This is a genomic window from Pseudopedobacter saltans DSM 12145 (genome assembly GCF_000190735.1).
In the GTDB taxonomy this organism is placed as follows: domain Bacteria; phylum Bacteroidota; class Bacteroidia; order Sphingobacteriales; family Sphingobacteriaceae; genus Pseudopedobacter; species Pseudopedobacter saltans.
On record NC_015177.1, the window covers coordinates 465,135 to 487,925 of the forward strand.

At 35.8% G+C, this 22,791-nt stretch carries 23 protein-coding genes and 1 tRNA gene; 8 read left to right on the forward strand and 16 right to left on the reverse strand.

The features are described 5' to 3' along the window. Positions 1 to 150: 150 nt before the first annotated feature. The 4 genes from hemN to PEDSA_RS01915 form a co-directional block, all read right to left on the reverse strand. Positions 151 to 1,512: an oxygen-independent coproporphyrinogen III oxidase gene (gene hemN, locus PEDSA_RS01900; protein WP_013631460.1), complete on the reverse strand. Its 1,362-nt coding sequence runs from the start codon at positions 1,510 to 1,512 to the stop codon at positions 151 to 153. Positions 1,513 to 1,525: 13 nt separating this feature from the next. After that, positions 1,526 to 2,527 carry an NAD(P)-dependent oxidoreductase gene (locus tag PEDSA_RS01905; RefSeq protein WP_013631461.1) on the reverse strand — a complete coding sequence of 334 codons (1,002 nt, stop codon included), beginning with the start codon at positions 2,525 to 2,527 and terminating at the stop codon, positions 1,526 to 1,528. A gap of 325 nt (positions 2,528 to 2,852) precedes the next feature. Next, positions 2,853 to 3,902: a response regulator gene (locus PEDSA_RS01910; RefSeq protein ID WP_013631462.1), complete on the reverse strand. Its 1,050-nt coding sequence runs from the start codon at positions 3,900 to 3,902 to the stop codon at positions 2,853 to 2,855. Next, positions 3,892 to 5,085 carry a PAS domain-containing sensor histidine kinase gene (locus PEDSA_RS01915; protein ID WP_041537211.1) on the reverse strand — a complete coding sequence of 398 codons (1,194 nt, stop codon included), beginning with the start codon at positions 5,083 to 5,085 and terminating at the stop codon, positions 3,892 to 3,894. Before PEDSA_RS01915 ends, PEDSA_RS01910 begins: the two co-directional genes overlap by 11 nt. A gap of 120 nt (positions 5,086 to 5,205) precedes the next feature. Here PEDSA_RS01915 and PEDSA_RS01920 point away from each other — a divergent pair, with 120 nt between their 5' ends. After that, entirely contained in the window at positions 5,206 to 6,981 is a 1,776-nt protein-coding gene (locus tag PEDSA_RS01920; RefSeq protein WP_013631464.1) for a hypothetical protein, read from the forward strand. A 64-nt stretch (positions 6,982 to 7,045) separates the two neighbouring features. On the opposite strand, the gene PEDSA_RS01925 is transcribed toward PEDSA_RS01920, so the two are convergent. From PEDSA_RS01925 to PEDSA_RS01945, 5 genes are all read right to left on the reverse strand, one after another. Continuing rightward, on the reverse strand, positions 7,046 to 7,648 hold the full coding sequence (locus PEDSA_RS01925; RefSeq protein WP_013631465.1) for an alpha-ketoglutarate-dependent dioxygenase AlkB family protein: 603 nt from the start codon (positions 7,646 to 7,648) through the stop codon (positions 7,046 to 7,048). Further along, positions 7,635 to 8,504, reverse strand: coding sequence for a methylated-DNA--[protein]-cysteine S-methyltransferase (locus PEDSA_RS01930; RefSeq protein WP_013631466.1), 870 nt, complete (start codon positions 8,502 to 8,504; stop codon positions 7,635 to 7,637). Before PEDSA_RS01930 ends, PEDSA_RS01925 begins: the two co-directional genes overlap by 14 nt. Before the next feature lie 120 nt (positions 8,505 to 8,624). Further along, positions 8,625 to 8,957: a YegP family protein gene (locus PEDSA_RS01935; protein ID WP_013631467.1), complete on the reverse strand. Its 333-nt coding sequence runs from the start codon at positions 8,955 to 8,957 to the stop codon at positions 8,625 to 8,627. Positions 8,958 to 9,159: 202 nt separating this feature from the next. Then, on the reverse strand, positions 9,160 to 10,341 hold the full coding sequence (nhaA, locus tag PEDSA_RS01940; RefSeq protein ID WP_013631468.1) for a Na+/H+ antiporter NhaA: 1,182 nt from the start codon (positions 10,339 to 10,341) through the stop codon (positions 9,160 to 9,162). A gap of 27 nt (positions 10,342 to 10,368) precedes the next feature. Beyond that, positions 10,369 to 10,989, reverse strand: coding sequence for an L-threonylcarbamoyladenylate synthase (locus PEDSA_RS01945; protein WP_013631469.1), 621 nt, complete (start codon positions 10,987 to 10,989; stop codon positions 10,369 to 10,371). Positions 10,990 to 11,165: 176 nt separating this feature from the next. Here PEDSA_RS01945 and PEDSA_RS01950 point away from each other — a divergent pair, with 176 nt between their 5' ends. Then, on the forward strand, positions 11,166 to 11,399 hold the full coding sequence (locus tag PEDSA_RS01950) for a hypothetical protein (protein ID WP_041536936.1): 234 nt from the start codon (positions 11,166 to 11,168) through the stop codon (positions 11,397 to 11,399). Between the two features lie 76 nt (positions 11,400 to 11,475). Here the strand turns inward: PEDSA_RS01950 and asnS are convergent, their stop codons facing one another. Next, complete coding sequence (gene asnS, locus PEDSA_RS01955) at positions 11,476 to 12,924, reverse strand: asparagine--tRNA ligase (RefSeq protein WP_013631471.1); 1,449 nt, start codon at positions 12,922 to 12,924, stop codon at positions 11,476 to 11,478. A gap of 387 nt (positions 12,925 to 13,311) precedes the next feature. Between asnS and PEDSA_RS01960 the strand changes: the two genes are divergently transcribed. From PEDSA_RS01960 to fbp, 3 genes are all read left to right on the forward strand, one after another. Beyond that, positions 13,312 to 13,974 (forward strand): tRNA1(Val) (adenine(37)-N6)-methyltransferase, encoded by a 663-nt coding sequence (locus tag PEDSA_RS01960; protein ID WP_245546807.1) that lies wholly within the window; start codon positions 13,312 to 13,314, stop codon positions 13,972 to 13,974. A 187-nt stretch (positions 13,975 to 14,161) separates the two neighbouring features. Further along, positions 14,162 to 14,656, forward strand: coding sequence for a metallophosphoesterase family protein (locus PEDSA_RS01965; RefSeq protein ID WP_013631473.1), 495 nt, complete (start codon positions 14,162 to 14,164; stop codon positions 14,654 to 14,656). Positions 14,657 to 14,678: 22 nt separating this feature from the next. Beyond that, positions 14,679 to 15,719, forward strand: coding sequence for a class 1 fructose-bisphosphatase (gene fbp / locus PEDSA_RS01970; RefSeq protein ID WP_013631474.1), 1,041 nt, complete (start codon positions 14,679 to 14,681; stop codon positions 15,717 to 15,719). A gap of 11 nt (positions 15,720 to 15,730) precedes the next feature. Here the strand turns inward: fbp and rnhA are convergent, their stop codons facing one another. After that, entirely contained in the window at positions 15,731 to 16,201 is a 471-nt protein-coding gene (gene rnhA, locus PEDSA_RS01975) for a ribonuclease HI (protein WP_013631475.1), read from the reverse strand. 146 nt (positions 16,202 to 16,347) lie between these two features. On the opposite strand from rnhA, the gene PEDSA_RS01980 reads away from it, so the two are divergent. Continuing rightward, positions 16,348 to 16,424: transfer RNA gene (locus PEDSA_RS01980), tRNA-His, on the forward strand. A 328-nt stretch (positions 16,425 to 16,752) separates the two neighbouring features. Further along, positions 16,753 to 17,193, forward strand: a complete 441-nt coding sequence (locus PEDSA_RS01985; RefSeq protein ID WP_013631476.1) for a hypothetical protein — start codon at positions 16,753 to 16,755, stop codon at positions 17,191 to 17,193. A gap of 298 nt (positions 17,194 to 17,491) precedes the next feature. Here PEDSA_RS01985 and PEDSA_RS01990 read toward each other — a convergent pair whose 3' ends face one another. Further along, the gene (locus PEDSA_RS01990; protein ID WP_013631477.1) at positions 17,492 to 17,929 is read right to left on the reverse strand and encodes a hypothetical protein; all 438 of its coding nucleotides are present in this window, start codon (positions 17,927 to 17,929) and stop codon (positions 17,492 to 17,494) included. A gap of 391 nt (positions 17,930 to 18,320) precedes the next feature. Between PEDSA_RS01990 and PEDSA_RS01995 the strand changes: the two genes are divergently transcribed. Further along, positions 18,321 to 18,857 carry a GNAT family N-acetyltransferase gene (locus tag PEDSA_RS01995; protein ID WP_013631478.1) on the forward strand — a complete coding sequence of 179 codons (537 nt, stop codon included), beginning with the start codon at positions 18,321 to 18,323 and terminating at the stop codon, positions 18,855 to 18,857. Between the two features lie 185 nt (positions 18,858 to 19,042). Here the strand turns inward: PEDSA_RS01995 and PEDSA_RS02000 are convergent, their stop codons facing one another. From PEDSA_RS02000 to creD, 4 genes are all read right to left on the reverse strand, one after another. After that, positions 19,043 to 19,804: a hypothetical protein gene (locus PEDSA_RS02000; protein ID WP_245546809.1), complete on the reverse strand. Its 762-nt coding sequence runs from the start codon at positions 19,802 to 19,804 to the stop codon at positions 19,043 to 19,045. Positions 19,805 to 20,380: 576 nt separating this feature from the next. Continuing rightward, positions 20,381 to 20,596: a hypothetical protein gene (locus PEDSA_RS02005; protein ID WP_013631480.1), complete on the reverse strand. Its 216-nt coding sequence runs from the start codon at positions 20,594 to 20,596 to the stop codon at positions 20,381 to 20,383. Between the two features lie 356 nt (positions 20,597 to 20,952). Next, positions 20,953 to 21,345, reverse strand: coding sequence for a ribosomal maturation YjgA family protein (locus PEDSA_RS02010; RefSeq protein ID WP_013631481.1), 393 nt, complete (start codon positions 21,343 to 21,345; stop codon positions 20,953 to 20,955). A gap of 11 nt (positions 21,346 to 21,356) precedes the next feature. Beyond that, positions 21,357 to 22,745 (reverse strand): cell envelope integrity protein CreD, encoded by a 1,389-nt coding sequence (gene creD, locus PEDSA_RS02015; protein WP_013631482.1) that lies wholly within the window; start codon positions 22,743 to 22,745, stop codon positions 21,357 to 21,359. Positions 22,746 to 22,791: the final 46 nt, after the last annotated feature.

Below are 22,791 nucleotides of genomic sequence, written 5' to 3' on the forward strand. Positions count from 1 at the left end.
TGCTAACCCATGTTAGCAACGGTCTCTCGATGAGAATTCTGTAATTTAGGATTTAAACAAATCAAACAGCCTAATTAATACAATTAGGCTGTTTGATTTTTAAGCACACAATATCCATATCTGGTTAATCATTCAGTAGGTTTGTTAGGTTTAACCTATACTGAATAATTGTCTTTCCGGCTGCTTTCTCCAAAGTCTCATATCAAAGGCAGCGCAAATATTTCTAAGGAAACGTGTTCCTCTTTTGGTTACTTTTAGTGTGTAATCATGTTTTTCGACCAATCCATCTTTTACAACTTCCTCCAGATTATCGAATGCTAAAGAAAATGAGTCATTCAATAAATCGATGTCATTCCATGTGGTTTCCCCATGACACATTATGTTTAAAATATGTTTTCGCATCAATAAATCCTCTGAATCTAATAAATGGCCTTTAAATACAGGAATAGTATCCTCAGCTATCAATTGTTTATATTCTTCCACCGTTTTAACATTCTGTGCAAATGCATTCCAGGTATCACTGATTGATGACACACCGAGACCAATCATCAATTCTGTGTATTGATGCGTATAACCCATAAAGTTTCTATGTAGGGTTTTGTTTTCCTGGGCATTAAATAAAGAATCAGATTTTAATGCAAAGTGATCCATTCCAACTTCTTCATAACCGGCTTCGATAAAAAGTTTCCTACCAGTCTCATACAATTCCTGCTTGGCTTCTGTGTCCGGAAGATCAAGTTCTGTAAACATTCTTTGTCCCGGTTTAATCCAGGGAACGTGAGCATAACTATAAAATGCAATACGATCGGGGCGAAGCTGATTTACCTGTGTAATAGTTTGGATCAATCCGCTTAGCTTTTGCAGTGGCAAGCCATAAATCAAATCGTAATTGATAGAAGTATATCCTATTTTTCTGGCGGTATTCGTAACATATTCAACCTGTTCATAACTTTGCATTCTATTGATAACTTTCTGTACCTCTTTGTCAAAATCCTGAATACCCAGACTTAATCTTTTAAAACCTAATTTATAAAGTGTTTCGAGGTGTTGTTCTGTGGTATTTGCCGGATGTGCCTCGAAACTAAATTCGGCGTTGGAATGCAACTCACAATTTGTAAGTATTCCATTAATAAGCAGATTCAAATTTTCAGAAGAAAAGAAAGTTGGAGTCCCTCCACCTAGGTGGAGTTCTTTTACAATAGGTTTCTCATCGAAATTTAGTTTGTAAAGCTCCCATTCTCTGATTACTGCATTGATATATGGTATTTCAACACTATGATTTTTTGTGATTCTGGTATTGCAGCCGCAATACGTACACAGATTTTCACAAAAAGGAAGATGGATGTATAAACTGATTCCAGATTCTTTATTGCTGGCAGTAAACGATTCTCTTACCGAGTTTATCCATTTATCGTAAGAAAAAGTGGTTTCATCCCAATAAGGAACTGTCGGATAGCTGGTATATCTGGGTACAGGAACACTATACTTTTTTATAAGTTCTGCTGTTTCCATAATTTAATGAAATTTAATGTTTAGTAGCGCAATCATTAGGACACGCACATGCTTTGCCAACGCATTTTCTGGCTTGCCAATTGTCTAGATTTCTGATTGTCTGGAAAGCAATTTCTTCTATTGTTTCTTTAGTCAGGAGAGCCTGCCTGGGTGTAATAATGACATTTGATAAGCTAAGAAGTTCTTCATAAATGGGGTTGCGGACAGTATTACCTTTGTCTTCTGAAAATATAAATATATCATTTTCAAAAATGTCGGCACCCAGATAACCCAACTGTCCGCTTTTTAAAGCATCTAAAACGTCTGAGATATTTAATAACCCGCCCCGACTCGTGTTAATAAGCATTACCCCAGATTTCATTTTATAAATGCTTTCCCTATTTATAATTTTATCTATCTTGTTTTTGAATGAAACATGCAGAGATATTATATCTGAATTTTCGAGTAGATAATCCAGATCACAGACTTCCCCATACTCAGGCATTTTTAATAAAGTTTTATCAGCAATCAGTACCCTGCATCCAACATTATGAAATAATTTTGAAGTCGCTAGACCTGTATCACTATAGCCTATTAAGCCAATAGTTTTACCTTTTAGATTAAAGCCGGTTAACCCCTCGAGATTGAAATCTGAATGAGATATTCTTTCAATAGTGGTAATTAGATTTCTACTTAAAGCCAAAACTAAAGTTAGTACATGTTCTGCAACGCTATCAGATGTGTAAGGCACATGAGCTATTTTTATTCCGTATTTTGCAGCGGTGTCCCGGTTTATATTTTCCACATCGCCAGAGCGTGTGGAAATGTATTTGATTCCAAACTCAGCAAGCTTATCTATTACCGGGGTGGATAAATCATCATTACAGGATACAATAACAGCGTCTTTACCTTCTGCATAAGAAACTGTTTCGATATTCAGCGGATTTGAAATAAGCGTAATATCGTGTTTCTTAAAATTAGCTTTAGCTAATAGTTCTTTCTCAAAAGTTTTAGTGCTGTAAACGATAGCTTTCATTCTCTTACATGTATGATATGCAAATCTATTTACAGGGATACCTTTTTTTAATGAGAGCTGTCAGTACGAAATGTGATAAATATCAATTATTGAAAATTATCTCAAAGTCGATGTGAAAAAAAGCGGCACTAGGTACTTGTAATTTACTTTTTTTAGTTAAGTATTTGAGAATAAGGTGGGCGATTGAGGAGTTTTGTGCAGTTATACAATATTTTTTAGTGCTATCAAGAATAATTCAAGAGTAAGATAAGCACAAGTTAGGTATATAAGGAAAGGCTTTGGCTTATGTCTTCGAAGAAATAAAAAAAACGGTACACAGGTACCGTTAATTTTTTAGATTTTTCAGTTTTTCTATGTTTAGGAGGTTGATTTCTGAACCTTTCTTTTCTATAAGCTTCTCTTCTTTAAAATCACTTAAAGTGCGGCTTACTGTTTCTGTTGCCATGCCGGCCATCCCTGCCAGATCATCTCTGGATATTTTAAATACATTACTTTGCTGATGGATATCGTTTATCCGCAAAAGCGTTTCGGCCAATCTCTTTCTTACAGAATGATAAGCCAATTGCACCAGTTGCTCGTCTTTTTCCTTCAATGTTTCCGCTAAAAGATGAATGAACTGCATGGCTATCATGGGATGCTTATTGATCATTTCATTAACCTGGTCCTTATCTAACAAGCAAATAGAACTGTTCTCAAGTGCTTCGGCAGTTTCTGAATGCGATCGGCCAATCAAAGCGTCATAAATTCCAAAGTATTCATCCGCATGGTGAATATCTATTAAAAGTTCCCTGCCATCTTTACTTAATTTTACTATTTTAACACTGCCACTCAGCACAAGGTATACACCCTGAGAGTTGTCTCCATCATAATAAATAACCTGGCCTTTCTTAATGTTCCTTATTTTTTTATGCGAAATTAACTCTGTCAGTTCTTTTTGCTGGTTATTCTTTTTAGCAAAATCTTCTAAAGATTGTAACCCTTTTGAATAGAAGTCTTTTTGCTGTTTTCTTTTCTTTAATCGGCTTTCAATGGCATTTAATAGTTCGATATCATCAAACGGCTTTGTTAAATAGTCATCAGCACCCATTTCCATACCTTTTCTAAGGTCAATCCTTTCAGCCTTAGCTGTCAGGAATATAAATGGAATAGATGCTGTGTCCGGATTTTTTCCTAAAAGGTATAAAACACCATAACCATCCAATTCAGGCATCATAATATCGCAGATAATTAAATCCGGAAGATTATTTTGTGCCATTTCAACCCCTGCTTTTCCGTTTGGAGCTGTCAATACTTCATAACCGGCAAGTTCCAGTATTTCTGCTGTGCCTTCTCTGATATCCAGATTATCTTCTATGATAAGTATTTTATTCTTCATGGTGGTTTAGCGTGATAGTAAATGTTGTTCCTTTATTTTCTGCACTTTCAAAAGAGATTGTGCCATTCATCAATTGTACATATCTGTCAACAATATTCAGACCTAAGCCCGTACCGGGAATGCTACCAGTATTGTGCGCTCTAAAAAAAGCTTCAAACAAATGTTTCTGCTCCGTTGCAGGAATACCTATTCCATTGTCCTTTATCATAATAATACATTTTTTATTAAGCATTTCGGTATTAAATTCGATAAAAGTATTTTCTCCAGAGTATTTTATCGCATTTCCGATTAAATTGACGATACAGTTTTTAAGAAGGTTGAGATCTGTCGTGATTTTGCTTTTTGTACCCGTATGCTGATAAATGATATTTTGGTTCTGTTTTGCAACCATTTGCATTTCTTCAGTAATTTCTTCAGCAAATTTTACAATATCGAAAGTACTTATTTGAGTCTCAATTTTTCCGGCCTCCAGCCTTTCCAGCGAAAGGAAATCGTTTAAAATATTTGTTAAATTTCCAACGTTAGATTTAATCTTGCTAACATGTTTGCTAATACTGTCATTTCCATATTGGGAGTTGTATTTCTCGATTAAAGAAGCAGACAGTTGTATCGCACTTAAAGGAGTTCTGAACTCATGCGAAGCCATCGAAACAAACCTGCTTTTTAACTGATTAAGCTCTTTTTCTTTTTCCAGTGAATTGCTAACTTCTTCTTTAGCGTGTTGTAACTGTTTAATTAAAGACTGAAGCGTTAAAGTTCTTTCTTCAACCAAATGCTCTAATCTGTTGGTATATTTTTTTAGCTGTTGTTCAGCGTCTTTTTCTCTGCTTAGGTCATGAATAAAGCCTGTATAAATTATCCTTCCATGAAATTGAACCTCACTCACAGCAAGCCGGAAAGGGAAGAGAGAGCCATCTTTTCTAAGCCCTTTTACTTCACGGCCTATTCCGATAATATGTGGCTCTCCAGTCTTTTGATAACGATGAAGATAGCCGTCATGTCTGGACCGGTCAGGTTCAGGCATTAGCATGCTGATATTATTGCCTATTACTTCAGAGGGTGTATATCTGAATAAACTGCAAGCCGAAGGATTAATCGATTCGACAATTCCGTTGGAGTCTATAGTGATAATTCCATCTATTGCGGTGTCGATGATTGCGTTAAGTAAAGAAATCTGATCCATCATGAATGGCTAAAATAAATGCGAATATCTCTATTATTTACCAAAATTACATGTTTAAGTGATCTTGATCATATTTTATTTTCATGATTTCCGATTTATTTGTGTCATAGTTTAATGATTATGTCACATACTTTCCATATCCCCGTTTTAGGTTTAGCATTTTCTGTTGATACGCCACTTAAAGTTGCTAAGTACGGAATTTCTTCTGTAGCATCAATTGTAGATGATCAATTGGTCGAGCGAATGAGAAAATATCATTTAGAAAAAAATGGTAAGGTTTATCAGGAAATCAGTTTAAAAGAACCCGATTTCCGTTCAAAAAGAATTACGGAATATCTTAATATGATGGATGATTTTGTAAATGAACAGTTCGAAAACCTAAAAGCTGAAAACTTTGAAAACGGAAAAGACATCAATCATTATTTCAATCTACTGCCGGATCGGTCTTCTTTAAAGCAGGCATATATCGATATGATGAAAGAGAAAGACCTGGTATTGAAACATCGATTACAGTTAAGGCTGAAAGAAAGCATGCAAAAAGGCGCTATAGATGTAAATATTATGGCCAAAGTGGACAAATTAAACTTTAATAAGAGCGGAGAAGAAGTTAATTCTGATGCTTTAGAAGCGTTAAAAGGCTTTGCGTTAAGTAAGCTAAATTCTTCTGTTGTATTATCCGCGGGAATGAATCAGCGTTTGTATGCTTATATCGAAAACTTTAGGGATTTCTACCCCGATTTGGTTGGAAATATCAGAAAACGGGTCATTTTGAAAGTAAGTGATTTCAGATCGGCTCTTATCCAGGGTAAAATGCTGGCAAAAAAAGGGCTATGGATTTCGGAATTTAGAATAGAGTCCGGACTAAATTGTGGAGGCCACGCGTTTGCAACTGAAGGCTATTTACTGGGCCCCATCCTGGAAGAATTTAAGCAAAAGAAAGATAGCATGCTGCAGGAGCTTTTTGCTATTTATGAGAAGGCGCTTGAAGAAAAAAATATAAAAATAGAGTCGAGGCCTATGTCTAAAATCAGCGTTCAGGGAGGAATTGGTACTGCAGAAGAAGATAATTTCCTGTTAGAGCATTATCAGCTAGATGCAACAGGATGGGGGAGTCCGTTTCTATTAGTGCCAGAGGCGACAAATGTTGATGAACAAACATTAAAAGATCTGATCTGTGCCGACAGGAACGATTTTTATATCAGCGGATCTTCTCCATTAGGAGTGCCTTTTAACAATTTCAGACTAAGCTCTGTAGAAAAACTACGTCAGGAAAGAATAGAAAAGGGGAGACCTGGAAGTCCTTGTACAAAGAAATACCTTGTATCAAATACCGAGTTTACAGAGGAACCAATATGCACTGCTTCAAGGGAATATCAAAACTTAAAAATAAAGTCTCTGAAAGAATCAGACTTGTCAGAAGAGGAGTACCAACGGGAATTTCAACAGGTAACAGAAAAAATCTGTCTGTGTGAAGGTCTGGTGACTTCCGCTTACATAAAAAATGATATGTTAAAGCCCAAAGAAAATAAGGCAGTAGCCATATGTCCGGGACCGAATATCGCTTATTTCTCAGGAGAATTCACCTTAGAAGAAATGGTTAAGCATATCTATGGTAAAGTGAATTTACTAAGCGGTTCCAATAGATCTAATATTTTTATTAACGAATTAAGTCTTTATGTAGACTACCTGAAAAAGGATATTAGTAATAGTCTCAAAGATTTAAACGACAAAAAGGTAAAGTATTTTTCTAAGTTTCAGCAACAATTAGAAAATGGGATTGATTATTATAAATCATTAATCCCTGCTATTCATAATCAAACGGATATTTATAAGAAGAGAATGATGGATGAATTGCTGGAGTTGGAGACAAAACTGCTGAAAATGAAATTGGCCTAAATCATTCAACTTTAATGTGTTTTTTGTTTGATGTTAAAGCGCTCTTTTTAAGAGCGCTTTTTTATTATACAATTGTCCTGAAAGTAAGGTTAACTCTCGGAGTCACTACTTTTTTTGTTGGGGGAAGCCGATGGAGCCAGTTGCTTTGTGTGGTGCCTTTCATAAGTAAAAGACTGCCGTTTTCTAAGAATGTGGATATTGTCTCTTTCGTCTGTTTATGTTTGAAAGAAAATTTTCTCTCCGCTCCAAAGCTTAAAGAAGCAATGGCACCATCTTTTTTTAAATCTCTTTCAGCATCGCTGTGCCAGCTCATGCCCTCATCTCCATTGTGATAAAGATTAAGCAGGCAGGAGTTAAATGTTTCTCCTGTTTCTGATTCCGTTAGACGTTTCAATTCAAGGAGAGGGGCTGTCCAGGGTAAAGCTTTTTTGGTAATTTTCGAATACATGTATTCATAAGGTTCATCACCATACCAGGCAACCATGCGTTTGGTAGTAATGTGTTTACCAAAAATAATGGCCTCATCGTGTTTCCAGTCAATCGTTTCTAAAAGTGTTTTTAAGTATAGATTTGCCTGTTGGTTCCCCATTATTTTTCCGTAATAGTAGACCTCACCATCATAAGGCAAAAGATTTTTTTCAGATGAAGTTTCTTCAAATAAATTCATGATCTCCATATTTTTTAGAAGCTTCCCAGCCTATTATAGCAGTTTTTCTGGTATTGCCCCACATATATCCACCTATTATTCCTGATGTTTGTATAACGCGGTGACAAGGAATAACAAAAGCAATGGGGTTTGAACCTATCGCGGTCCCTACCGCCCGGGATGCATTTGCATTTCCAATTTTCTTTGCAATTTGGTTGTAGGTAGTTAAGCTGCCATTCGGAACCTGTAACAATGTTTCCCATACCTTCAGCTGAAAATCGGTTCCCTTTAAATGCAGCTTAATTTCTTGTAAATCAGTCCAGTCATTTTTGAATATAGCCAACGCATTTTCCTGAAACTGATCAGTTTTCTTCTGATATCCCGCTGCGGGAAATTTGTTTTTCAGAGCCGTAAAAGCCTCTTCCTCATCTGTATAAAAAGCCATGTAGCACACCCCTTTTAAAGTAGAAGCGATAATCAGATTACCAAAAGGACTCTCTTCAAAAGAATAGTTAATATTTAGATTTTCTCCACCATTTTTATATTCAGCAGGTGTCATACCTTCAATATTCACAAATAGATCATGAAGCCTCCCAGTACCGGAAAGCCCGGTTTCAAAGGCCGTATCGAACAGACTTATATTCTTTTGCCCACCTAATAACTGTTTGGCGTATTGAATATTAATGTATTGCAAAAACTTTTTAGGGCTGGTTCCGGCCCATTCTTTAAAAAGTCGTTGAAAATGAAACGGACTTAAATTTATATGTGAAGCAATATCCTCAAGACTTGGCTGTTGTTTAAAGTTCGCCTTTATAAATTCAATTGCTTTTGCAATTCTGTTATAATTCAATATATTTTGCGTTTCCTTTATTTTCATCAATACAAAATTGCAGTTCTGTTTCTTTTAATAAAACCCAAAACTTGCTAAATATTAAAAATTAAAAAGCCATATCAACACTTAAGGCAGATATGGCTTCTTGTTTATGGGATCAGATAATTAAGCCGATTGATCGTCTATCTCCGCGTCTTTAGCATTTGTAGCTACAGATTTAATTCCATTTTCTCTGGAAGCTTCACTTTCGTACATTTCGCTACTGCCGATAATTTGTCCGTTACTAGCTTTTAGATTAAAATAAAATTTCCCATTTGTAGATGTTTTTCTTTCAAATCTGGAATCTGTTTGAGAATTCGTCCTTACAGATTCTATTCCATTCTCACAATTTGATTTGGTAGTATATCCTTCGCTAACGAGAATTACTTGTCCATTGCTTGCTTTTAAATTGAATTGGAACTCTCCGTTTTTCCTTTTCGAAATTACAAATTTACCCATAATTCGTTTTTTTAGATGTTACATTCCTAAATATAAAAAATTCAATTGAAGAAAAACATGAATACGCTTTTATTGTGAATACTTTCAATAGAATAAATAAAATAAGCAGGACAAATATTCTGAGGTAAGTTACCTATTTATGAGTAAGAAAAGCAGCCATTATGCATTCTAACTCGCTAGAGAACGTCTATAAATCCAAATTTTAACTTGTTTTAGTCTTATCAGTTGATAAATTTTTAAGAACCAGAAAACCTACCAAACCTGATATACAGGAGGCAATCAAAATAGAAAATTTGGCTTGCGTCTGATATTCGGGATTTTTAAATGATAACAAAGCAATGAAAATAGACATCGTAAAGCCAATTCCACCCAAAATACCCAATGCATAAATCTGTTTCCATGAGGTTCCATTAGGCAGAGAACAGATATTTAGTTTTACAGCAATGTAAGATAATAGGGTAATCCCAATTGGTTTCCCCAGAAACAATCCTAAAATAATTCCTAAGCTAAGTCCTTCAAATACGCCTTCCAGCATGATAGGCTCAAACTTAATGTTGGTATTTGCGAAAGCAAACAAAGGCATTATAAGAAAATTTACCGGTTTAGATAAGAGATGTTCCAGTTTTTCCAAAGGAGACTCTGTAGCATCGGGAGTAGTAGGTAAGAAAAAAGCCGTTACAACTCCGGCAATTGTCGCATGTACCCCAAAGGAATGAACAAAGTACCAAAGAAAAGCTCCCGGAATCAGATACAGATAGACCTTTTTTACATTAAAATAATTTAAAATACCCAGAACAAGTATTAATCCAGCTATATAAGGAAGGTAATGGGTATGTAACTCGGAGGTGTAAAACACAGCAACTACAATTATAGCGCCTAGATCATCTACAATAGCTAAAGCCGTCAGGAAAACTTTAAGAGCCAAAGGAACGCGGTTTCCCAAGACTGAAAGAATTGCGATAGCAAAAGCAATATCAGTAGCCATTGGAATACCCCAGCCGTGTGAAGCATCGGTCTGGCTATTAAAAATTGTGTATATACCAGCCGGAATCAGCATTCCGCCTATTGCAGCAAAAATGGGTAAAAGAGCCTTCTTAACAGAGGATAATTCTCCTTCCACCAATTCCCGTTTTATTTCCAGTCCAACCAACAGAAAGAAAATAGCCATTAAACCATCATTTATCCAAAGTAATATCGGATACTTTAAATGCAGATTATCAGAATGGTAGCCGATTTCTGTTTCCAACAGATTTTCAAAAGGTTTTCCCAGCGGAGAATTGGCAATGGCTAATGATAAAATAACACAACAAATAAGTATAATTCCGCCCGCAGATTGAGACTTGAAAAAATTCCGGAAAGCTGACAGATTGATTAATTTGGACATTTCGCAAGATACAAAATATCCAAATTTTTAAAGGTATTCTTCTAAATTTCCGAGGCCCTGTCTTACAATTTCAAAATCTCCTTCTGTGCAATCAACAACGGTAGAAGCAACATTGTTACCATAACCACCATCAACAACCACATCTACCAGATCTTTGTATTTCTCGTAAATCAATTCAGGATCAGTTGAATATTCGATAATTTCGTCATCATCTCTGATAGAAGTTGAAAGGATCGGATTTCCCAGCATACGTACTATTTCTCTAGCGATATTATTATCCGGAACCCTGATACCAACGGTTTTCTTTTTGCTGGCAAGCAATTTAGGAACATTACTGTTTGCCTCGAATATAAAAGTAAATGCTCCCGGTAGCGCTTTCTTCAACAATCTGAAGGTAGAATTATCTAAAGGTTTTACATATTGGGATATATGGCTAAGGTCGTGACAAACAAAAGAAAAATTTGCTTTTTCAGGTTTTATCCCCTTTAGTTGAGCTATTTTTTCAATGGCCTTTTGATTCGTGATATCACAGCCCATACCGTAAATGGTATCAGTAGGATAGATGATAATTCCTCCTTTTTTTAAAATATCAACAACTTGCTGGACTTGTTTTTCATTCGGATTTTCCTCGTAAATACGCAATAGCATAGTTAACAGTTTTAATGATAAGACGATTTTTTAGATCAATAGCCGATGCTAAGCTACGTTTTTCTTATAACTAATAAAAAAGCCAAAGGTTTGCTGGTTCCCCTGATAAAATTTTTGGCACAATATTAGTTATATCCTTAAATGTAACAAATTTGGTAACTAAAACTGATAAAACTATGAAGAACATCTTGTCCCAATCAGAACTTGAAATTATTAACAAATTTGACAGCGAATTATTGAAATTGCTTAAGGCAGATTTGAAACAATACAAAGAAACACAATCACATAGAGAAGCCAGCTTGATTGATTTTACTACCAGAAGATATGATTTCGAACTTTTAGCTGCTTTAAAAGAAGAGATTGCGGCTTTAAGAAATTTAGGGAAAGTTACTCTTGCAAAAGTGGTTTAGGAAAATTTCATTTAAATCTTTATATACAAAAAAAGGAGAGATTCTATAGATTCTCTCCTTTTTCTTTTATATTATTTTAGAACTCAGCGTTCTTAGGATATCTTGGGAAAGGAATAACATCTCTGATGTTAGTCATCCCGGTAACAAAAACTACCAGTCTTTCGAAGCCTAGTCCAAATCCCGCATGCGGAGCTGTACCAAATCTGCGTGTATCCAAGTACCAGTAAAGTTCGTCTTTTGGAATACCTATTTCATCCATTCGGGCTTCCAGTCTTTCCAGTCTCTCTTCACGTTGCGAACCTCCAACAATTTCTCCAATTCCCGGGAAGAGTATATCCATAGCAGAAACTGTTTGTTTGCCTTCGGCACAATTATCATCTTGTCTCATGTAGAACGATTTAATCTCCGCCGGATAGTTAGTCAGGATAACGGGTTTCTTAAAGTGTTTTTCAACCAGATAACGCTCATGCTCACTTTGTAAATCAGCACCCCACTCATCAATCAGGTAATTAAACTGTTTTTTCTGATTAGGTTTAGATCTCTTTAAGATTTCTATAGCTTCTGTATAAGTTATTCTTTCGAAGTCGTTATCTAAACAGAAATTAAGCTTTTCAATTAAAGAAAGTTCGCTTCTATCTTTCTGAGCTTTGTTCTTTTCTTCGTCCAGTAGCCTGGTGTTTAGGAATTCAATCTCTTCAGCGCAATTATCAAGAGCATATTTAATAACATACTTCAGCATATCTTCCGCTAAATCCATATTGTCTTCCAGATCAGCAAAAGCAACCTCAGGTTCAATCATCCAAAACTCAGCAAGATGTCTCGTCGTGTTAGAATTTTCAGCTCTGAAAGTTGGTCCGAAAGTATATATTTCACCTAAGGCCATTGCGCCAAGCTCACCTTCAAGCTGTCCGGAAACAGTTAAGTTAGTTGATCTTCCAAAGAAGTCCTCTTTAAAATTGATGTTTCCCTGCTCATCTCTTGGTGGATTTCCAAGCTCAAGCGTTGTTACTCTAAACATTTCTCCTGCACCTTCTGCATCAGATGCTGTAATAATAGGCGTATGTAAATAGGTAAAACCTCTTTCGTTAAAAAATTTATGTATAGCAAAAGCCAGCGCATGTCTAACTTTGAAAACAGCATTGAAAGTTGTTGTTCTAAAACGTAAGTGTGCTTTTTCACGTAAGAATTCCAGACTGTGTTTTTTAGGTTGTAAAGGATATTTTTCCGCATCACTCTCACCTAAAATCTCTACAGTATTTGCTTTTACCTCAACAGTTTGGCCCTTACCTACAGATTCTACCAAAGTACCAATAGCTTTAACAGCAGCACCTGTAGTTATTTTTTTTAGAATATCACCCGATGTATTTTCGAAGTCAACAACAACTTGAAGATTGGATAATGTCGAACCGTCATTTAATGCAATGAACTGATTATTTCTGAAGGTTTTTACCCATCCCATAACAATTACCTCTTTCCCAAATTCTGTTGACTTTAGTAAGTCTCTAACTTTGTTTCTTTTAATCATAATAACAATCGGAGTATTTTATCAATGTCAAAAATACAAACCTTTCTGCTAATTATAGTAATTATCATAAAATAAGCTCTGTCACATTTTTAATTTTGAAATTTAATCCTTAGAACCTTCTAAAATTTACTTGATAACGCGACCTCCATTTAAAATACAATTTGATTTCAATTTTCAGATGAAGTACTGATACCAGAGAAACTGTGAATAAAGCCTTGAGGAATATGTATAAGTGCTTTCGCTTTATAAATTAATAGGTTCCTGATCTTTTTTAAAGAAATAGCACACCAATTCTTTTTACAGCTGTTTAGAATGAATAATAGTTAGATTTGTGTCATGTCGATATTTCGTTTTAAAGAGTTTGTGGTGAGCCAGGAAAGTTGCCCGATGAAGATTAATACAGATGGAGTGCTTTTGGGAGCTTTGGCTAATGTGAGTAACGCCAAGCATATTTGCGACATAGGAACGGGAACTGGTGTGATTGCCCTGATGTTGGCGCAAAGAAATAAAAATGCTAAAATAGATGCCTTGGATATAGATTATCGGGCGGTTGATACGGCGACTAAAAACTTTGAAAATTCGCTTTTTCATGCTCGTTTAAAATGTTATCACCATTCCTTTGTTGAATTTTTCGAGATGAATCCATTAAAGAAATATGATGTAATTGTTAGCAATCCTCCATTTTTTTTAAATGCGCTTAAAGCAGATTCCGAGATGAAGAATCTGGCCAGGCATACCGATATTAGTTTTTTTCTCGACTTACTTCGTGTTGCAGCAACCCATTTAGAAGTCAGAGGTTCTATTCAGTTAATTATACCTCTGGATGTTTCACAGGCTATTCAGCAACTGGCTTCAGATTATCATTTATCCATATCCGAGGTTATTAATATTAAGTCTTTTGTCGACAAAGAAGCTTTCAGACAAATTATAAGATTATCAAAAGAGCAGGCACAGATCTGTAAGAACTCCGATTTTGTAATTTATTCCAGAGAAAAGGAACATTCTATGGAATATCGAGCCGCTTTAAAAGACTTTTTTACCATTTTTTGATTAGATGCGAGATTTTAGATTTGATACGTGAGATATAATTGCCGCTTGAAAAATTGGTGAATCGCCTAATATTGAGTTAAATAATACATGTTTCAGTAGTCTATTACGTCAGGAATGCCCTTTTTGGAAAATGGAGTTGAGCTTTTATTAAATAACCAATGACTAGTGAACAAAAAGAACTAAAAGTATGAAGAAAATAGGATTATTGTCAGATACTCACGGATATCTCGACGATAAGATTTTTAAGTATTTTGAAGACCGTGATGAGATCTGGCATGCTGGAGATTTTGGAACATTGGAATTGGCCGAACAATTTGCCTCTTTTAAACCGCTGAGAGGAGTGTATGGTAATATTGATGGCAAAGATATCAGAGCAATGTATCCTGAACATTTACGGTTTAAATGTGAAGAAGTAGACGTTTGGATGACGCATATCGGCGGATATCCTGATAGGTATAGTTCAAAAGTGAAGCCTGATATATACACTAAGTCTCCTGATTTGTTTATTTGCGGACACTCGCATATTTTAAAAGTAATTTATGATCAGAAAATACAATGCTTGCATATCAACCCTGGTGCTGCTGGTAAACAAGGCTGGCATAAGCAAAGAACTTTAATTAGATTTTGCATTTCAGAAAAAAAAATTCATACATTGGAGGTCGTGGAATTGATAGATAGATAATGTATAAAGTACACTAAGGTATATGACAGTAGTAAAAACACTAGGGCAGTTCATTATAGAGAAACAAGCAGACTTCCCATATGCAAAAGGAGAGCTTTCCAGGTTATTGAGAGATATAGGAATTGCCGCTAAAATTGTAAACCGAGAAATTAATAAGGCAGGTTTGGTAGATATTTTGGGAGAAGCAGGAACGGTAAACGTTCAGGGCGAATCGCAAAAGAAATTAGATATCTATGCAAATGAGCAGTTTATTTCCGCATTGGAAAGTGGGGGAGAGTGCTGCCTGGTAGCATCCGAAGAGAATGAGGAAGTTGTATTGTTGAATTCTAAATTTTCTAAAAACGGAAAATATATTGTAGCAATTGACCCTTTAGACGGTTCTTCCAATATAGAAGTAAACGTTGCGGTGGGAACAACCTTTTCGATTTACAGAAGAAAGACCGACGTAAGCGAAGAACCTAACGAAAGTGATGTATTACAAAAAGGAACCGAGCAGGTAGCTGCGGGTTATATTGTTTACGGATCATCAACTATGCTGGTTTATACCACGGGTAAAGGAGTAAACGGATTTACATTAGATCCATCTATTGGAGAATTCTGTCTTTCCCATCCAAATATGAGGATACCCGAAGATGGTACAATTTACAGTATTAACGAAGGTTACTATACGCATTTTCCTGAAGGTGTAAAAAAATACATTAAATATTGTCAGGTTCATGATAAAGAAACCAACCGCCCTTATACTTCCAGATATATAGGCTCTATGGTTGCAGATTTGCACAGAAATTTGATCAGAGGAGGGATATTTATCTATCCAACAACAGCGGCCAATCCCCAGGGAAAATTAAGATTGGTGTATGAATGCAACCCTTTGGCATTTATCATAGAGCAGGCAGGAGGTTTAGCGACAAATGGAGTAAAACGTATTCTGGATATTGAAGTAAACAAAGTACATCAGCGTTCATGTATTTTTATAGGTTCTAAAAATATGGTTCTGAAAGCCGAAGAGATGATGCGTGAATATTCGCCAGTTGCAGATACAGAAGCTAGCGTGGCTGTCTAACAAAAAGCAGCCTATATCAGGCTGCTTTTTTTATTTTCCATTTCGAAAACACTGTCTATTTTTAAATTACTTCCTTTGCTTGCCTGTACCGCTAGCTGATCGCAGCGTTCGTTTTCAGGATGTCCGGCATGACCCTTTACCCAAACCAATTTGATGTGATGCAAGCGGTAGGAGTTTAAAAGCCTAAGCCATAAATCTTTATTTTTCTTTCCTTCGAATCCTTTTTTTACCCAGCCAAATACCCATTTTTTGTCTATTGCATCTATTACATATTTGGAATCGGAGTAAATGGTAACATTTTGCCCTGGCTTTTTTATAGCCTCAAGACCAATGCACACAGCAAGAAGCTCCATTCTATTGTTGGTTGTTAATCTAAAACCGTCCGAAATTTCTTTATAATGAGGTCCGGAACGAAGTATAACTCCGTATCCTCCCGGACCAGGATTCCCACTCGCAGCGCCGTCTGTGAACAATTCAATCATGCGACTAAGGTAAGCATTGCCATTAAAATCTTAATGATAAAAAATTTTCAGTCTTATAATCAGATAATTAATTGAAAAATCTAAAAAAAAGCGTTAAAAGTTGCTTAATCTGCTTTTTTGTTATACTTTTGTCCTCACAAAACACGGTAGGCATAGCTCAGTTGGTTAGAGCATCAGATTGTGGTTCTGAGGGTCGTGGGTTCGAGCCCCATTGCTTACCCCAAAAATTAAAGCCTTTAGCGATTAGCTAAGGGCTTTTTTTATGGCTCTACACTTCATTTTAAGCCTTTTAAGATTTACAAATATTTGTTTGCTGAAAATATTAGCATTAAGTTTGACAGGAATTTCTGTCGAACTATGCTGTTTTGACTTTACAAATACTTTACAAAAAAAATAATGGTTACTGTAAGTATTGTTGTGCTTAAACTCACTGGCTCAAGTCTTTGAACGAAAGATTAGAGTAAGAGAAGACTTTGGCCTTTATATCTCTGTACAAGACAGGCTTACCTTAAGTTCGAAGTTGCACTGGAACTTCAAAAAAACAATTAGTTATGATAAAATCAATTTACTTTTTAACAATTGTGTTGTTAGTTCTTTTTTTTGGTTGTAAAAAAGAAAATAAAACTTCATCGGTAGAGATAAGGTTATTATATAAATCTAAAACTGGTTCGAACTATCTGCCTGATGTTGATGCAGGTGTTTATTTATATAAACAAAAAGGAAAAGCTATGATTATGTCCGCAAGAAATAGAATGGGCATGGTAATATTTGAAGGGGATCAAGATTATACTAGACCTGATTATTCAGGCAAAGCAGATGTTAATGGAGTTGTAAGTATAAGCGGAGTGGAAGACGGAAACTATAATATTGTTGTAGGCAGTAAAGCGAGAATTGTTTGGAGTTATAAAAATATCGATATTAATGGCGATATAAGTCTTGTGAAAAACTTCTCAGATTCAGATGAGTATAGTGATAAATCCCAATCATGGTAAAATAAACAATCTAAGATTAGAGAAAGGAGACTTAGGCTTTTAAAAATTAGATACTACTTTTCGTTTAAGTATTCCGGCCGATGACTTAAATCCTCTTTTAAATTAAAAACGAAAGAATCCGTCCGAAATATGTGATACTACCCTTAATTCAGTGTCATTACCGTTTGATGACCGCAGTCTTCTGTTTTTATTAACAATTTAAGTGTTCCTATTAGAAGGTTTAAATAATAGTTTTGTATTTAATGTGTTGTAAATAAGGTTTTTGTGGTTGATTTTATAATCTTTATTTACCCTCATGTTAAATTAAATTGGATTTAAGGAATGCTATCAAAGGTTCATAATATTTCGGCTTTTTAGCTACGCCATTGTCATCGGTGTATCCCCTGTTGCTATTTACTCCTACAGAACGGATTGTTTGTTTAAGGTTGGCTTGTATATATATTCGTATACCTTTATCTTGGTTGTTTCGTGTCAGCAGATTGTATTCGAGAATATCTACTTCTAACTTTGTGAATACCTTACTGTCATCCATAACGATTTTACATTGTATAAGCCCCGAACTTTTATCCGCAGAAACGACAAAATAATCGCTCGAAAGAAGTAGATGCAGTACCTTTTCAAAAGTAGTATCCTGATTGGTTGAGGGTAGGTCTAAAAAGTAGCTTTTGTCTGTTTGGGCATTGGCTATTCCCAATCCAATAAAAAAGATAAACAGCAATGATCCGAATACTTTCATAATTTATAATGTTAATGCCGAGTTGGTGCTGCCAACTTGATTCTGTACGAAAAACACCCAATTTAAAGATTTCTCAGTTGCTTTCCCAATTATTCGGTTATCCTTTCTTAATTAACATTGTAAAATAAATCCTCATCCCATTGATATTTCGCTCCATTTGCAATCAATAGTCAGTGAAAAGAGAGAGCAAAAAATGGGAGTCTTTTAAAATTTATATTGTGAAATTTTTTAGGCTATCTGGTTCAAGTCTTAGAGCTAACGTACCGAGCTAAGCCTTACTAACCTGAGCTTATATCTTTTTTCCGAATACCCTAAGGATAGATTTTATGCATATCTGCGAGAGACGAACTGATGAGTCTCTGTAAACAGTTTTTTATACCTTTAACATATTATGGCGCTAAAAATAAGAAAGGAGAAAAAGGGAGATTTCAGAGTAGTTTTTAAACTGGTACAAAATGCCTTTAGAAATGAAGAATTAAGTGACCATAAAGAACAGTACTTAGTTGAAAGGTTGAGGAGTTCTGATGCTTTTATACCTGAATTATCACTGGTTGCAGAGGAGGATAGTCAAATTGTCGGTTATATTTTGCTTACAAAAATTAACATCATTGATGCCGGCAGTAATATGCATGTTTCACTTGCTATGGCTCCAGTTGCTGTTTTACCAGAGTTTCAGGGGAAAGGAATTGGTACAAAACTGATCAGGTATGCACATGATAAAGCGAAAGAACTAGGTTTTGGTTCTGTGGTAGTATTAGGACATGAGAACTACTATCCTAAATTTGGGTATAAGCTCACCAAAGAGTTTGGAATAAAGCTACCTTTTGAAGTTCCTGAAGCTAACTGTATCGCTATAGAACTAACCGAGAATTCATTGAAAAATGTGACCGGTACCGTTAAATACCCTAAAGAGTTTGAAATTGAATAAAACTTCACCCAGTTTCTCTTATCTATTACCACTCTCGACCATTGTTATGTATTGACTAATTGGAAAAAAGTTCTGTCAAATGAACTTACATCCAAAAGTAATGAATATTAAATGAAATCTATCTCTGCCGATAGATTACTGGACAAAATAAAAAGCAAAAAAATCAGAAAAAAGTCCCTTCCAGTCTATTCCTTCTTATAAAACACTTTTCCCATTGCAGGCAGCTTCATTCCATCCACAACGGTTTCTTCTTCGCTTGTCCAGATCTTCTCCCGAGCAAGGCGTTCCTGGTACTTTTTGTCCCGCTTACGTTTTCTCGCTATCTCCTTCAATATCTCTTCCCCGCGGTAATTGGTCAAGCGATGGCGGTTAGGAAAAGCCTTCTCTGGTACTGTCTGATCGGCTGTCCCACCCCTAACCTTGGCCTCAACCTCCACTTTAACCTCATCATCTATCCTGTAAGCTCCTATAATCTCCGCCGGGCTGTATTCCTTGCCGTTCAGGCTCAGCGGCTCCCCGTCAATACCTTTCATCCCGAAACAGTGCAGCGAAGCGCTCACCAGAACGATGCTTCCCGCAGGCAGCGCAACATCAGATAACCATTCCTGTTCCGTTATAACCTTTCCATACTGCAAAGGGATATCCTTATAGTCCAGGTATTCGTAAAAACCTTCCCTGAAACTTATGGCAGCCACCATCAGGCGAAGGACGGCATTCTTGGTATATTTAGGCAGTAGCAGATCTTCAGATACATTAAGAGCAGGTATCTGTACCATGATCCCTCCATCCACCATGGAACATACCGGCCGAACGGCAAGCGCTTCAGTCAGCGGTGAATTGATATTGAACTGTAATCCCTTTAAATGTTGCGGGTTGCCGTCATGCAGATCCCGTTCGCCACGTGGCTTTTCGGTATCCTTCAGGCTCTTCAGCAGCGCTACATTCATACGGTTAAGCAGTCTGCCATCGCTGTGACAGGCAAACGATGAGTATAAGTTCCGCAGGATGCGCCCGCAATTACTTACCAGTCCGAATTCCAGTGCACTTTCTTTGGTAGAGAGCGTTTGCCTTACCCTGGCAGGTTTGGCCTGTACTATGCTCATATCGCCCACGGTACGGTAAACCACATTGCCGACTTTCCCGTGAAGCCTTCCTCTGCTGTCTATTATTGCCATGTTGGTCTAATTGGTTAATAATAAACCTAATATATACAATTTATCCCTTAATTCACCTTAGCTGATACTGCTTTTTATAAATATTTACTTAATATCAAAGCATATAAAGTCCATGTTTTTTAACTAAAACATGGACTCTAATTGGATTTATTATAGATAATATTTGGATTTATAAAGAATCAGTTAGCGTGAAGATCAAGGGAAGGAGAAGGAATGTTTGGTTTGATTCAACTCAATATTTATGGCTTTTATCGGTAGCAAGTAAAACCACGGAGAGTATACATATTATCAATATGTTAAGGAATTGCAATATCGGCTTGTTCTTGTAGTAGTGAAGCGTTCTTCAGCCTAATTTAAATTAACTTTGTCATAGTCTGTTCTGTTCCCGGTTTCCAAATCTATTTCCGCAATAAGTTCGCCTATTACTTTTAAATAGGGTTTATGTCTATTGCAGTACTGCTGAGCAAGATTAAAGCTGGGGGCTTCTATATATTCGCCCATATACGTTTTTATTTCGCCGGTTGTATATTCCGTTAGCTGAAACTGTGTTACCCACTTTCTCATAATCTCCAAGCATTTAATTTATACAAACTTCTAAGCATAAACTTTCATAGAATATGCCATTCCAGGTTGTTTAAATACCTGACTTTATGCAATTATTACTGGTTTTATACCGGAAATAATCCTGAATAATCAAGAATTTACTTCGGTTAGTGGTTAGTGGATATAATGGATGGTGATAAACACCATTTTACATTTAAGGTGGTATTTGAAAGTGTTAATTATAAGGATATTACAGGGAATTATAACGATTTATCCTACATAATATTCCCTGTAATACCCGAATAAGGTCTTTATAAAATTCGTATTATAAAGAACGCTTGTTTATAAGCGATAAGGACATATCTATTTTTTTAAATTTAATTCATAGTCATCCTGGTATTTTTGGTCCGTTTAAAGTTTTCGACAGTTAGGATAATTGCTGTTCCTACTGTATAAGCTAATATGTCTATCCATGAAAAATGGGTGCCGATGATAATATTGGCAATTTTTGAATGCGATAATCCCAATAATCTCACTATATTGAAATATTGAAGCGTTTCTATGCAGTAAGCAAATAGAAGCACAGCAATTGCTGTTTTTACAGGAGGAAAATCGAAAAAGCTTTTTGCCATATAATAGAGTAATATGACTACCAATACGTCTCCAATATAGGGTCTGATGATATTATCATTTATAAAAAGAGCAATAAATACTTCTATTAAAAATAACAAAATGGCTATTGCAAGGTTTATTCTACTGAACTTGAACATATTTATAATTTTTAAGAAGGTTCCGATGCCGTTTTAGTTTCCCAATTAAGTTTTGTAGAAAGATACATCATGGTTGCAATGATGATAAACAAACCTACACTTCCGAAGATCAGGGAAAAGTCCTGCAGTTGAATAATCACAAAAATGAAGCTGTAGAATATAGACAGTATCATTCCGAATACCAGAGCTGGCTTTTTGCTTTTTAACAAACCCAAGAGGAAAAGTACAATCAGAACAATAGTAGCTAAAGAAGCAATTAAGTAAGCAATATTAAAACCTATTTGCTCACTAAAAGATAACAGTAACGTATAATAAATGATCATAGCTGCCCCTATTAAAGCATATTGTAATAAATGAATTTTTCTTTTGTTTAACAATTCAGTGAAAAACAGAGATATAAAAGTGAGAAGAATGATGAGCATAGCGTACTTGGCCGATCTCATGGTTTTCTGATATTGATCTACCGGCACAATAAATTTCACTCCGAAAGTAGTGTCATTATTATCGGTTTCGTTATATGTCTGGTTGGGTTTTGTTACCAATGATGCATCTTTTTCTACCCATTGCTGCGGATAAGAACGATTGAAGTAAGGTATTTTCCAGACAGCCTTAAAGTCAGATTCTGTAATATTTCTTTCTTCCGGTAGGTAACGTCCCGTAAAGCTGGGATTTCCCCAGGTCCCATTCATTTTAACTAATGTGGTTTTCCCGACATGAAGAAAATTCAGCTCACTGCTGCCCCGAATGTCCAGGTTGAAGTTAAACGGAATAGCTGTGTTCTTATCAGCACTTAAATCCAAAAGAGCGATTAAATTATTACGAAATAATTTCACATCGGTGAGGTCAGGCTCAACTTCGTAGCTTTTTCCTGCTAGATTTATACTCGGATTATTTTTTAAACCTTTTAAATCAGTTAGTCCAATAGCTACTTTTACCTTGTCCCATAAAATGAGTTCGGGCTTTATACCAGATTTTTTTAATTCTAATGGACTAAATCTCCCATTCACATTTATTTTCGAGTTATATACTACGGCCTCAAAAATTCCCCGATATAGGGTTTCTGGGTCTACATTGCTATTTATGTTAAGTTCTTCTGGCAGAATGTATATATTCTGTAACTCTTCTTTGTACGTTATTATGCCTTTATCATTTTTTTCTGCAATTGTATTTAAATATGGTAAAATTAATACCGGACCTTCTACTAATTGTTTACCCGACCATTTGTCTGATATTTCATCAACTACTTCATTTTGTCTAAGCTGTCTTTCACTGATAAGACTTTGCACCCAGGTGGAAGGAATCAGCAGCAGGAGCGTAAGGAATCCGATAAAGCAAAGCTTAACCAGCATTGATTCTCTGAACCAATGCGCTGTTTTTGAATAATTGTTTTCTGTTAGCATGTTTTAGTTTTTAAAAGTACTTTGTTTTTCAAAGTAAGTGATTAAA